At 34.4% G+C, this 12,759-nt stretch carries 13 protein-coding genes and 1 tRNA gene; all 14 read left to right on the top strand.

The features are described from left to right. The first annotated feature begins 84 nt into the window (after window positions 1-84). The gene (locus ATCC51562_RS02445) at window positions 85-474 is read left to right on the top strand and encodes a DoxX family protein (RefSeq protein ID WP_021090500.1); all 390 of its coding nucleotides are present in this window, start codon (window positions 85-87) and stop codon (window positions 472-474) included. A 131-nt stretch (window positions 475-605) separates the two neighbouring features. Then, the gene (gene rpsL / locus ATCC51562_RS02440; RefSeq protein ID WP_021090705.1) at window positions 606-1,004 is read left to right on the top strand and encodes a 30S ribosomal protein S12; all 399 of its coding nucleotides are present in this window, start codon (window positions 606-608) and stop codon (window positions 1,002-1,004) included. A 78-nt stretch (window positions 1,005-1,082) separates the two neighbouring features. Next, window positions 1,083-1,553, top strand: a complete 471-nt coding sequence (rpsG, locus tag ATCC51562_RS02435; RefSeq protein ID WP_021090980.1) for a 30S ribosomal protein S7 — start codon at window positions 1,083-1,085, stop codon at window positions 1,551-1,553. A gap of 12 nt (window positions 1,554-1,565) precedes the next feature. Further along, complete coding sequence (gene fusA / locus ATCC51562_RS02430; protein ID WP_021090828.1) at window positions 1,566-3,644, top strand: elongation factor G; 2,079 nt, start codon at window positions 1,566-1,568, stop codon at window positions 3,642-3,644. Window positions 3,645-3,722: 78 nt separating this feature from the next. Next, window positions 3,723-3,799 (top strand) — tRNA-Arg (locus ATCC51562_RS02425). 372 nt (window positions 3,800-4,171) lie between these two features. Next, on the top strand, window positions 4,172-4,549 hold the full coding sequence (locus tag ATCC51562_RS02420; protein WP_021090898.1) for a rhodanese-like domain-containing protein: 378 nt from the start codon (window positions 4,172-4,174) through the stop codon (window positions 4,547-4,549). A gap of 150 nt (window positions 4,550-4,699) precedes the next feature. Then, entirely contained in the window at window positions 4,700-5,134 is a 435-nt protein-coding gene (locus ATCC51562_RS02415; protein WP_021090517.1) for a Dps family protein, read from the top strand. Between the two features lie 82 nt (window positions 5,135-5,216). Beyond that, entirely contained in the window at window positions 5,217-5,804 is a 588-nt protein-coding gene (locus ATCC51562_RS02410) for a hypothetical protein (protein WP_021090452.1), read from the top strand. A 133-nt stretch (window positions 5,805-5,937) separates the two neighbouring features. Next, on the top strand, window positions 5,938-6,375 hold the full coding sequence (locus ATCC51562_RS02405; protein ID WP_021090479.1) for a hypothetical protein: 438 nt from the start codon (window positions 5,938-5,940) through the stop codon (window positions 6,373-6,375). 255 nt (window positions 6,376-6,630) lie between these two features. After that, entirely contained in the window at window positions 6,631-7,920 is a 1,290-nt protein-coding gene (locus tag ATCC51562_RS02400; RefSeq protein WP_021090830.1) for an OprD family outer membrane porin, read from the top strand. A 93-nt stretch (window positions 7,921-8,013) separates the two neighbouring features. Further along, window positions 8,014-8,571, top strand: coding sequence for a c-type cytochrome (locus tag ATCC51562_RS02395; RefSeq protein ID WP_021090538.1), 558 nt, complete (start codon window positions 8,014-8,016; stop codon window positions 8,569-8,571). Window positions 8,572-8,616: 45 nt separating this feature from the next. Further along, entirely contained in the window at window positions 8,617-11,712 is a 3,096-nt protein-coding gene (ccsA, locus tag ATCC51562_RS02390) for a cytochrome c biogenesis protein CcsA (RefSeq protein WP_021090522.1), read from the top strand. Beyond that, a complete protein-coding gene (locus ATCC51562_RS02385; RefSeq protein ID WP_021090883.1) occupies window positions 11,713-12,144 on the top strand; it encodes a hypothetical protein in 432 nt (143 codons plus the stop codon). A 53-nt stretch (window positions 12,145-12,197) separates the two neighbouring features. Further along, a complete protein-coding gene (locus ATCC51562_RS02380; protein ID WP_021090649.1) occupies window positions 12,198-12,698 on the top strand; it encodes a hypothetical protein in 501 nt (166 codons plus the stop codon). The last annotated feature ends 61 nt before the right edge of the window (window positions 12,699-12,759 follow it).

The following is a 12,759-nucleotide window of genomic DNA, read 5'->3' as shown; positions in this document are numbered from 1 at the left end:
TAGAATTAAATCAATTAAAAATTTACAAGCTATTAACTGTCACCTAATAAAATCCTTATCTTTAAATCACATCATGGAGAATTTATGAAAAACGTTGATCTTGGACTTTTATTTATACGTTTAGGACTTGGTATCTGCCTTTTTATGCATGGTTTTGGTAAAATTTTACATGGACTTAGTGGAGTAAAAGGTGTATTAGTAAATGCTGGTTTACCTGGATTTTTGGCATATTTTTCTTACCTTGGAGAGGTCTTAGCACCCATTATGTTAATTATTGGTTTTTATTCAAGAGTGGGTGCTATCCTAGTTTTAGGTACTAGTATTACTATTTTATACTCGTACTATGGATTTACAAATTTATTTGCATTAAATGAAGTTAATGGTTTTAAATCAGAACTTATTTACCTTTATATTGCTATTTCACTTTGTATTCTTTTGATAGGTAGTGGCAAATATGCTATCAAACAAGACTAATACAAAATAAAGACAGCAGAGTTTTTATAAAATCAAGAATTAGATGAGTAAGTCTAACTTATTAACCGTTATTTAAGTTTATTTTAAATAAAATTAGGTCTTTTTAATAAATTTAGTTGAAAGGAATTATTGTGCCAACCATAAATCAATTGGTCAGAAAAGAACGCAAGAAAGTGACTGTTAAGTCAAAATCTCCAGCGTTAAAAGAGTGCCCTCAAAGAAGAGGAGTTTGCACTAGGGTTTATACTACAACTCCTAAAAAACCAAACTCAGCTTTGAGGAAAGTTGCCAAAGTCAGGCTAACAAGCGGTTTTGAAGTCATCAGCTATATCGGCGGTGAAGGTCACAACCTACAAGAACACAGTATTGTTTTAGTTCGCGGCGGTAGGGTTAAAGACTTACCAGGTGTTAAATATCACATCGTTCGTGGTGCACTTGATACTGCTGGTGTTGCAAAAAGAACAGTTTCTCGTTCTAAATATGGTGCGAAACGCCCTAAAGCTGGCGCTGCAGCTGCAACAAAAAAGTAAAAATTTAGGTTCGCAGACGTTGCTAAAATTTGCAAACGTTTGAGTAAAATTTCATAAAAATTTGAAGGAAAGATCAAAATGAGAAGAAGAAAAGCCCCTGTAAGGGAAGTCTTACCTGATCCGATTTACGGAAATAAAATAATCACTAAATTTATTAATTCTCTTATGTATGATGGCAAAAAAAGCGTCGCTACTGAGATAATGTATGGTGCTATTAAAGCCATAGAAAAGAAAAATGCTGAGGTTAAAGGCATCGACGTTTTTAACGATGCTATTGAAAATGTAAAACCTATTTTAGAAGTTAAATCACGCCGTGTTGGTGGTGCTACTTATCAAGTACCAGTTGAGGTTCGCCCAGCTCGCCAACAAGCTCTTGCTATCCGCTGGCTTATAACTTATGCTAGAAAGAGAAGCGAAAGAACTATGATAGATAAACTAGCGAATGAGCTCTTAGATGCGGCAAACTCAAAAGGTGCATCTTTCAAGAAGAAGGAAGATACTTACAAGATGGCAGAAGCTAATAAAGCATTTGCTCACTACCGCTGGTAAGAAAGAATTAATATGGCAGAGAGAAAAACGCCTTTACATAAGGTAAGAAATATTGGTATTGCGGCTCACATTGATGCTGGAAAGACAACTACTAGTGAGAGAATTTTATTCTTTACTGGCATGAGCCATAAAATAGGTGAGGTTCATGATGGTGCTGCTACCATGGACTGGATGGAACAAGAAAAAGAGCGTGGTATTACTATTACTTCAGCTGCAACTACGGCATTTTGGAAGGGTTATCAAATAAACCTAATCGACACTCCGGGACACGTTGACTTTACTATCGAAGTTGAGCGTTCTATGCGTGTTCTTGACGGTGCTGTTTCAGTATTTTGTTCTGTTGGTGGTGTTCAACCACAATCAGAAACTGTTTGGAGACAAGCAAATAAATATCACGTACCAAGAATTGTTTTTGTTAATAAAATGGATAGAATTGGTGCAAATTTCTTTAGAGTTGAAGAGCAGATCAGGGAAAGACTAAAAGCAAACCCAATTCCTATTCAAATTCCTATAGGTGCCGAGGATAACTTTAGAGGTGTGGTTGACCTTGTAAGAATGAAAGCTTATGTTTGGAATGATGAGAAAAAACCAACTGACTATGTTGAAGAAGAAATTCCAGCTGAAGTTAAAGATAAAGCAGAGGAATACCGTGCAAAACTAATCGAAGCAGTTTCAGAGACAGATGATAGCTTGATGGAGAAATTTTTTGCTGGTGAAGAGCTAAGTGAAGAAGAGATTAAAAAAGGCATAAAAGCAGGCTGCTTGAGAATGACTATCACGCCTATGCTTTGCGGAACTGCGTTTAAGAACAAAGGTATCCAACCTCTACTTGATGCTGTTGTTGATTATTTACCAGCTCCAGATGAGATCGCAGCGATAAATGGTGTTTATGAAGATGGCGCTGAAGTGACTGTTGAAAGTACAGATGATGGCGAATTTGCCGCTCTTGCGTTTAAGATTATGACTGACCCATTTGTTGGACAGCTAACATTTATCCGTGTTTATAGAGGAAGCCTTGAAAGTGGTAGCTATGCTTACAATACAGTTCAAGACTGCAAAGAGAGAATCGGCCGCTTACTAAAAATGCACTCAAATAAACGTGAAGAGATTACTGAGCTTTTTGCTGGTGAGATCGGTGCTGTTGTTGGTCTAAAAAATACTCTAACAGGTGACACTCTAGCTAGCGAGAAAGATAAAGTTATCCTTGAGAGAATGGACTTCCCAGAGCCAGTTATCAGTGTTGCAGTTGAGCCAAAAACAAAAGCAGATCAAGAAAAAATGGCGATCGCTCTTCAAAAACTAGCTCAAGAAGATCCAAGTTTTAGAGTTAGTACAGACGAAGAGAGTGGTCAAACTATTATTAGCGGTATGGGTGAGCTTCACTTGGAGATCATAGTTGATCGTATGCTTCGTGAATTTAAAGTTGATGCTGAAGTTGGTCAACCACAAGTTGCTTACCGCGAAACTATCCGCAAAACAGTTGAGCAAGAGTATAAATATGCTAAACAATCAGGCGGTCGTGGCCAATATGGTCACGTATTTTTACGTATTGAGCCGCTTCCAGCTGCTAGTGGATTTGAATTTGTTAATGATATCAAAGGTGGTGTTGTTCCAAAAGAATATATTCCAGCTGTTGAAAAAGGTTGCAAAGAGGCACTTCAAAGCGGTGTTCTTGCTGGTTACCCAGTTGAAGACGTTAAAGTTACACTATTTGATGGTAGCTACCATGAAGTTGACTCATCTGAAATGGCATTTAAACTTGCTGCTTCAATGGGATTCAAGGAAGGTGCTAGAAAGGCAGGTGCTGTTATTCTTGAGCCTATGATGAAGGTTGAAGTTGAAACTCCAGAAGAGTATATGGGTGATGTTATAGGCGACCTTAACAAACGCCGTGGCCAAGTAAATTCAATGGATGATAGAAATGGCGTAAAGATCATTGCAGCTTATTGTCCATTAGCTCAAATGTTTGGCTATTCAACAGATCTTCGCTCAATGACTCAAGGTCGTGCAACTTATTCAATGGAATTTGATCACTACGAAGAAGTTCCTAAAAACGTAAGTGATGAAATCATTAAAAAGAGAAATGGCTAATTAACCAAAGAAGGGCAGAGTAATCTGTCCTTCAAAAATTATTTATTCTGATAAAATCTATCTACAAAAATATGAATTGTCCTCATAGCTCAGCTGGATAGAGCGTAGAATTCCTAATTCTAAGGCCACAGGTTCGAACCCTGTTGGGGACACCATCATATAATCATCTTTATAAAATACAAAATACTCAAACAGGTATATACCAAAACATACAATTAAGATATAGCAATTTATAAAAAATATTCTTATGAATATCGGCAAATAGAGTAAGATAAAAAATAAAGAATAAACTTTTAAAAATAAGATCACTAATATCAAAGAGAAATTTTATAAAAACATAATGGTAAATGACTATATTTCCATCAATCTAGTCGGTTTATCTATATATGCATTCGTAGTGGGTTTAGCTTTTTTATCAATACGTTATATTATTAATTTTTATCTAAACTAATAAATTTTATCAACAAAAATTTTTATATATTTAATAATCCGTGCTAACATTTCAAAAATTTATTTAAGGAGAATAGATGAAAAAAATTTTACTTTTAGGAGCCGTTTGTTGCATGTTGTCAGCTGATGTTAAAACCGTTAACATAAGCCCAGATGAGATCAAAAAATATGATCAGATTATCGATATAAGAACTCCATCTGAGTGGCAAGAGACTGGTGTTATCGCAGGTGCAAAGACTATAACTTTTAATCCAAACGATAAGAGTGCATTTTTGGAGGAGCTTTCAAAGGCAGTTGATATCAAAAAACCTATTGCTCTTGTTTGCAGAAGCGGCAGAAGAAGTACGGCAGCAGCCGCAGCGATAGATAGCTCAGATCTTAAGATAATAAATTTAGATGGAGGTATGAGTAGCTTGATCGAGCAAGGCTATAAAACTACGCCTTATAAAAAATAAACAAATTTTGTAATCCTACATTTGACTATAAAATAAATTTATTTTGTAGTCAAATTTTATATCAAATAATAAAATTTATTATTCGATTAACCACTGATTAACTCTAACTATATATAATTTTATCATATTTATAATAAAGAAGGAGACAAAATGTCAAAAGTTATTTTACAATTAAATGTTATTCAGGCTGATGCAAATGCACTTTATATTAAATTTCACGATCTTCACTGGAATGTAAAAGGTATTCAATTTTTTAGCGTTCATGAATACACAGAAAAAGCTTACGAAGATATGAGTGAGATATTTGACGATGCAGCAGAAAGGGCTCTTATGCTTGGTGGCAGACCTATCGTCAAGGCTGAGGAGCTAGCAAAAGTTACTCATATCAAACACGAGCCAAAAGAAATTTACACTCCAACTGAGGTTTTAGAGATTGTCTTGGCTGATTATAAACACCTTTTGGGCGAGTTTAAAAAGCTTGACGAACTTGCAGAAGGCGATACAACAACTCAAATGTATGCACAAGATCAAATCGCAAAATTTGAAAAAGCGATCTGGATGCTAAACGCAACACTTAGCAAATAACTACTAGCGGGAGTTTTCCCGCTCTATCTAAATAAATTCTACTTTTTGGCGATATTGATTTTATAAATTTTAAGGAGCCAAAATGAAAATTTCTCAAATCGCAAACTCATATAATAGTTCAAGCCTAAAAGAAAATGTAAAATTAGAAATTTCACTTCATAAAGATGAAAAGGATATCTCTAAAAAAGAGTCTGAAATTATAAATTTAACAGCCAAAGACATTTCAAATAGCTACTTTTTACAGTATCAAAAAGAGATCGTTAAAAGTAGTAGTTCAAATTTATTAGCCCAAGGCGGCTTAAGCTTTAATGCGCCTAAAAATTTATCAGAAATTTTATCAGGCCTTGATCTTGCAAATATCGGCTATAACGGTAAATCTTTAAACGAGCTAAGTAGTGACGAGGCAAATGATCTTATTAGCGAGAATGGATTTTTTGGTATCGCAAATACGGCTGATAGGATAGCTAGCTTTGTGCTAAATGGTGCAGGCGATGACGTGGAAAAACTAAAAGCTGGTAGAGAGGGTGTGGCAAATAGTTTTGAGGATGCGAAGAAAATTTGGGGAGGTGAACTTCCTGAAATTTCACAAAAGACTATTGAAAAGACCCTTGAGACACTTGATAAAAAGATCGCCGAGCTTAGCGGTAACGTTTTAAATGTTTCAGCTTAACTATCTTAGGCAGGCTCGCCTAAGATAAATTTGTATGATCGTGTATATAAATTTAGATACGAGCCTTTAATTTTCCACAAAATTTATTTAATCTTAAAAGTTATACTTCGCCATTTTACACTAAGGAGAAGAGATGAAAGCTAAAATTTTACTTCCACTGGCAACTGCTATCATGTTTTTGGGTTGCTCATTTTTTGAGGATAACCCACCAGTGCGAAAACAGCCAAGACAGGTCATGCAAAATACACCAGCAAAAAGCTCGATTAAAGGTTTTATAAAAGAGGTTACTTATAAAGATTCAAAATACTGCTATGAAATAGTGGCGAGCGATACAAAAAACCATAAACTCAATAAAGCAAATTTTTGTGCAAATAGATACTATTATGATAAAGGCGACTTAGTCTATGCGACTTTTTATGCAGATAAACTTATAGATATGCTTCTTATAAAAGAGGGTGGCTCTCGTGGCTTATATAATGGTATAAAAAAGCCGCAAAATGAAGTGATTATTAAAAGAAAAAATGTAAAAACAAATATCGAAGTACCAAAAGAGGAAAAAATTTCTTTTTAATTACCGTTGATTTACTGCTTGCTTATATAATTTCAACAGCAATCAAAACTAGAACTCCTTTTAAGGGGCAAAGCAACAGCCCCTTTTTCTTTTTACTCCTTTAAAATTTTGTCCTTGCTTTATTTAAAATTATCAACTTTTGCCTATTTTTGATTAATTACGGTAAACGATCGGTAACTGAAATTAAAAATTTTAAGCTTCATGTTAAATTTTATTGATTATAATCGTCAGCACAAAACCTTAAAAGGAGAAAAAATGAAACTAACAAAAATTAGTTTAGCCACTTTGGTTGCTTTAGGTGCATTTTCAAGCGTAGCAAGTGCTACTCCACTTGAAGAAGCTATAAAAAATGTAGATCTTTCAGGATTTGCAAGATATAGATATACAAACGATAAAAAACACGGTGAGTTTTCTAATACAAAATCAGAGTCTGGCTCAAAAGCTAGTCATCAATTTAAAGCAGTAGCAAATTTTAAAGCCGCCATTGATGATAACTTCTTCGGCGTTATTGGTTTAAGATATAACGCTACTGATAACTCTGGTGACAATACTCAAGAAGATCAAGGTACTCAAGGAAGCGGCACAGATAAAACTAATACAACTGATCCATTTAAAGTTCATCAGTTCTATCTTGGTTATAAAGCTGGAAACACTACTATAACAGCTGGTAAACAAGAAATTGGCTCGTTCTTTACAGATGATGCTATCGGTACTGGTGTAAGAGTAGTAAATGAAGATATCGAAGGTCTTACTCTAACAGCTTTAGCTTTTGATGCGATTGAGGGTAATAATATTGAGAGCGATGGTGATTTATATGATGCTATAGGTAAAGATAAAGATAAAGGAATAAATAAATACGACGTTGGTAATCTATATGCAGCTGGCATCGCTGGTTCATATGACCCTATCAATTTCCAACTATGGTATGCTAGCCTAACAAATCTAGCTGACCTACTTGCAGCTGATGTTTCAGCAAATTTTGCTATTAATGATGATGTTAGCTTAGGTGGTAGAGTTAACTATATAAATACTACTGTAGATAAAAGTGCAAAAGCACATCTTTATAAAGATATAGATGAATCTAATGGCGTTGCAAACTATAATGATGGTAACTTCTATGCTGGCGAACTTACAGCTTCATTATTTGGCTTTGATTTAAGAGCTGGTTATATGGGTTGGAAAGTTGATAATAAAGGCGTAACATCATTTGCTCTTGAAGATAAAGGTAGTCTAATAGATGTTGGTGAGCTTACACTTGATCCAACTTGGGCTGATGGAAAAGCAAACCTAGTATATGGAACAGCTGGATATACATTTGATAAATTTAAAGTTGGTGTTGATTACATAAAAGGCCACATTAAACACGCTGCAGCTGCTGGCGAAAATGGCAAAGAAAAAGTTGAAGAGATTACTCCAAGATTTGCATATGAGTATAGCAAAAAGCTAACATTTAGCTCATACTATGCATTCAAAACTTCAAAATTTGCTGATGAGGCTAAAAACAAAGAAGATCAATTCAGATTTGAAGCTAAATACTCATTCTAATCGTAGCTAATTAATCAACTTATGATATAATCCCGGGTCGGAAGCAATCTGACCCGGGATTTTTAAATTTAGAGCAAAATTTCAAGGAAAGTTATGAAAAGTATTAAAATTTCTTTTTTGGCGTGTTTTTTGGTGGCAAATGCCTTTGCAGCTTCACAAGTCTACTATATAGAAGCTCGTGGTGAGTTTGGTAAAGAACTTGCTGAAATGGCAAAAAAGCAGGCTAATGATAGAAATGAAAAAGTAAATGTCTATGTTGATGAAGATCCAAGACGCTATAAAGATAATAGAATTTTAAAATTGGGCGTTGATAGAAAGGGTAGATATAGTGTTTCTTTAGGTAAGGAGCTTTATGAAAAGCAATGTGCTAGCTGTCATGGCGAGAATGCTGATAAAAGGCCATTTGGTTCAACACCTCTAAAAAATATGGATGCTAAAGATATTGAAGATAGCATCATCTCTTATAGAAGTGACTCAAGTTTTGGCGGAAGCGGTAAAAATGTAATGCAAAACCAAGCTAAAATTCTTTCAAATAATGATCTTGGCGCGATTCTCGCCTATCTAAAAGGTAAAGATGCATTTGCTGAACAAGATGCAAATGAAAACAAACCGGTCTCTACTCAAACAAAGCAAGGCAGTTATTTAAGATAAGTTTTACTTTGATAGCTTTGTCATAATATAAATAAAAGGAAGCAGATGTTAAATCCAAAATCATTATTTTTAAGTATGGGCTCAGCTATCATTTTGATGATAATCTTTGCCATAGCTAGCGGAGCCGCTACGATAATAGAAAGTAAAACTAGCACAGAAGCTGCCTGGTACTATGTTTATGGTGCCAGCTGGTTTGCGCTCATTCAACTACTTCTTGGCATAAATTTGACCTATAATATCTTTAGATATAACTTAATAGATCCTAAAAAACTCCCTTCGCTTATCTTTCACCTTGGTTTTATCGTTATCTTAATCGGTGCTGGCATAACAAGATACCTTGGCTTTGAGGCTGATATGCATATAAGAGAAAAAACTCAGTCAAATATCGTTACGACAAAAATATCCTATTTAAATTTAACCGCATTAAACGATAATGGAGAAGAGATAAACGCTGCTTTGCCGTTAGGACTTTCTGACGCAAAAAAAGGTTTTGATCTAAAGCTAAAAATAGCAGATAATGAAGCTAATTTAAAATTTAAAGAATTTGTGCCAAATGCAAGTTATAAGTTTGTGGATGATAAAAATGGGCAACCAGTAGTGGAATTTGTGGTTTCAAACGAGAGTGAAAGTGAAGAAATTTTCTTATTAGAAGAGGAGGAGGCAAGGGTTGCAGATATTAGTTTTATCTTTAATGCTAAGCCAGACGAAAGCAAAAAATATGTGCTTTTTAAATTACTGGATGGAAATTTTACAGTTACTTCAAATACTGATCTTTCAAAATTTACAATGAGTGATAGCTCAAAAACTGAGTTAAAAGCTGGTAGCGTAAATGAATTTGGCATGGGTAGTCTTTACACTATTTCAAATATAAATTTTGCTCCAAGATTAGTTTCAGTTCATGCCTCAAGGAAGCTAGTTAGCACAAAAGATAGCGAATTTAACGCCTTGATAGCTGAATTAAATTATAAAGGCGAGAGTAAAGAGATGCATATTTTTTATAACCTAACAGAGCCTTCACGCTTGGCTGTGGCTGGACAAAAATTTAATGCTTCATGGGGTGCACAGCAAGTTAAACTTCCGTTTAGCTTATACTTAAAAGACTTTGAGCTTAAAAGATATCCTGGCTCAAATTCGCCTATGAGCTATTCAAGTGAAGTTATTGTAAAAGATGATACAAACATGTCGGGGCTTGACTATAAAATTTATATGAATCACGTGCTTGACTATGATGGCTATAGATTTTTCCAAAGTTCATACGATACAGATGAAAAAGGAACCATTCTCTCTGTCAATAAAGATCCAGGCAAGATACCAACTTATATCGGGTACTTTTTACTTGGGCTTGGCTTTGTGTTAAATGTTGTAAATCCTGGTAGCCGTTTTAGAAAACTAGCTAAGTTAATAGACAATGAATCAACAAAGGGTGGTAAAAAGGTTGTTGCTATCATTGCCATTATGCTTTTAAGTTTAAATTTTAGCTCATTAAAGGCTGAAGACTTTTTGCCTAATATCAGCAAAGAGCACACACAAAAGCTTTCTAGACTTATTGTGCAAAGCTCAGATGGTAGAATGAAGCCATTTGACACTCTTAGCAAAGAAATTTTAAATAAAATACATAGAAGCGAGAATATAAATAGCCTAAACTCGAATCAAGCTATGCTTTCAATAATGGTAATGCCTGATTTTTGGCGAAGTGAAAAAATTATCTCACTTGGACAAAGTAAGGAGCTAAAAAAAGAGCTTGGCATAGATGAAAATGCAAAGTATGCAAGTTTTAATGATTTTTTTAGAGCCACAAAAGATGGTGGAAGTGAATATAAACTCACAAAATTTGCCGAAATTGCTAATCGTAAGCATCCTGGATCACGCAATACATTTGATAAAGACGTAATCAAGATCGATGAGAGATTGAATGTTTTTTATATGATATTTATTGGTGAAATTTTTAAAATTTTTCCAAAACAAGATGACCCATCAAACTCTTGGTATTCGCCTGCTAGTGCAATGATGTACTTTCCGCCTAAAGAGGCTGATCTGGTCATCAATATGATGAGAGAGTATTTTGCAGCAGTTGATGCAGCAACAAAAGATAATGATTGGAGTAAGGCTGATGCCACACTTGATAAAATTTCAGCCTATCAGCAAAAGTACGGCTCTGCTGTAATGCCAAGTGAAAAAAAGATAAATATAGAAATTTTGTTTAATAAAATTCAAATTTTTGAGCGATTGACGCCGGTTTATCTTTTGGCTGGACTTGCGCTTTTATTTTTTGTTTTTGTTAAAATGCTAGCTCCAAAGGTTCAGATAAATGGCATTGTAAGAGTTGTATACATTGTAAATTTGCTGGCTTTTCTTGCTCATACTATTGGGCTTGGGCTTCGTTGGTACATTGCTGAGCATGCGCCTTGGAGTAACGCTTATGAATCGATGGTCTATATTGCTTGGGCTTTAGGATTTTCTGGTATCGTCTTTGCAAAACGTAGCCCTATCGCTCTTGCTCTTACGTCTATATTGGCTGGCGTTACATTATTTGTTGCGCATCTTAGCTGGATGGATCCACAGATCACTACACTTGTGCCTGTACTTCAAAGCTACTGGCTAACAATACATGTCTCTGTCATTACTGCAAGTTATGGATTTTTAGGGCTTTGCGCGTTACTTGGTGGCTTTACACTATTGCTTATCATTTTGCAAAATAAGAAAAAGCCAAATCCAGAAATTTCTCGTAATATTCTTGAAGCTACTCGTATAAATGAGATGGCTATGATACTAGGACTTAGCTTGCTTACTCTTGGAAATTTCCTAGGCGGTGTCTGGGCGAACGAGAGTTGGGGCAGATATTGGGGCTGGGACAGCAAGGAGACTTGGGCATTAGTTTCGATACTTGTTTATGCCGCAGTTCTTCATATAAGATTTATTCCAAAGCTAAACAATCAATATGTGTTTGCAGTTGCTTCGTTCTTTGCTTATTGGTCGATTATTATGACTTATTTTGGTGTAAATTTTTATTTAGCTGGCATGCACTCATATGCAGCAGGAGATCCATTGCCAGTGCCTGATTTTGTCTGGATTAGTATCGTAATAATGGTGCTTATGAGTGTTTTAGCATTTACAAAGCGCTCACTTTGCTCAAGGCTTTAGATGCTAATAAAAGGTCTAATAGTTTTCTTTATTGTATTGCTATTAATTGCAATTTGTGCGCTAATCTATTTACTTTTAAGAAATAGGGATTATAGCACCGAAACAAAGGAGCTTGTATTAGAAAAAGAAGAGATAACGATCGAAAAGCTTGAAAAACTTGCCGGTGATAATAGCCTAAGTAAAAATGAGCTTTTCGAACTTATTCAAATTTTTGTAGGAAATTTTAGTATACCAGCTAAAAATAACCAAGTCATGCCAAAAGAGGCAAATAGCTATATAAATTTCATAATTTTAATCTGCTCTCATAAAAATTCTGATGCAAAGCTCATCAGTTTTTTAGACAAAGAGGCTAAAAAGAAAAACCCAAGCTACATTGTCGAAATAGAAGAGAGTGAGAAAATTGGCATAGAAAATCGCAAAAATCGTAGATAAATTTATTCAAAAAAGTGTAGTTAAAATATCTTAAAATTAATTTTGGTATAAAAATGAGTTCTTATGATTTTGATTCTATGTACGTGATATTTCTTATTTTATTTTCAATCGTATTGCCTATATTTTTGATAATCCCTGCAAGTAGATATAATATAAAAGTTTATACGAGTAAATTTGACCTAATTGGGCTTCATCTAATTTTTCCAGTCATTATATTGCCTGCTTTGGTAAGTGCTTTTATTTTTGTTTGCAGCTTTTTAAATATTTCAGATTATGCTGGTTTAGGCTTTATATTCTATGCTTTTTTGATTCTAATGATAGCTTATATAATTTATGGTTTTTATGTTTGTATCAGATATAACTACGGCTTTTTTCATTGTATCGTAGCGCTATTCTTAAGATTTAATTATGTTACACCACTTATTTATCTAATCTTTTTAGGCGGAAAAAACTACAAAGATGACAAAGAGATAACCTCTAAAAATATTAAAGACTTAAATCTTTTCGATCAGTTTAGATTTTCTATTTATAATTTAATTGCTATTAGAAACTAAAAGTATTTTAAGAGCATTAAAGGTTTTTGCAATTAGAGAAAACGCCAAAAAGCAAGATAAA

Origin of the sequence: Campylobacter concisus ATCC 51562, from assembly GCF_000466745.1 — a bacterium.
GTDB lineage: Bacteria > Campylobacterota > Campylobacteria > Campylobacterales > Campylobacteraceae > Campylobacter_A > Campylobacter_A concisus_B.
This window is presented reverse-complemented; position numbering and strand designations above follow the sequence as displayed.

Coding starts and splice junctions, on each gene's coding strand:
- fusA (WP_021090828.1), top strand. CDS start 1,566: ATGGCAGAGAGAAAAACGCCTTTACATAAGGTAAGAAATATTGGTATT.
- ATCC51562_RS02405 (WP_021090479.1), top strand. CDS start 5,938: ATGAAAGCTAAAATTTTACTTCCACTGGCAACTGCTATCATGTTTTTG.
- rpsG (WP_021090980.1), top strand. CDS start 1,083: ATGAGAAGAAGAAAAGCCCCTGTAAGGGAAGTCTTACCTGATCCGATT.
- ATCC51562_RS02415 (WP_021090517.1), top strand. CDS start 4,700: ATGTCAAAAGTTATTTTACAATTAAATGTTATTCAGGCTGATGCAAAT.
- ATCC51562_RS02395 (WP_021090538.1), top strand. CDS start 8,014: ATGAAAAGTATTAAAATTTCTTTTTTGGCGTGTTTTTTGGTGGCAAAT.
- ATCC51562_RS02445 (WP_021090500.1), top strand. CDS start 85: ATGAAAAACGTTGATCTTGGACTTTTATTTATACGTTTAGGACTTGGT.
- ATCC51562_RS02410 (WP_021090452.1), top strand. CDS start 5,217: ATGAAAATTTCTCAAATCGCAAACTCATATAATAGTTCAAGCCTAAAA.
- ATCC51562_RS02380 (WP_021090649.1), top strand. CDS start 12,198: ATGAGTTCTTATGATTTTGATTCTATGTACGTGATATTTCTTATTTTA.
- ATCC51562_RS02420 (WP_021090898.1), top strand. CDS start 4,172: ATGAAAAAAATTTTACTTTTAGGAGCCGTTTGTTGCATGTTGTCAGCT.
- ATCC51562_RS02385 (WP_021090883.1), top strand. CDS start 11,713: ATGCTAATAAAAGGTCTAATAGTTTTCTTTATTGTATTGCTATTAATT.
- ccsA (WP_021090522.1), top strand. CDS start 8,617: ATGTTAAATCCAAAATCATTATTTTTAAGTATGGGCTCAGCTATCATT.
- ATCC51562_RS02400 (WP_021090830.1), top strand. CDS start 6,631: ATGAAACTAACAAAAATTAGTTTAGCCACTTTGGTTGCTTTAGGTGCA.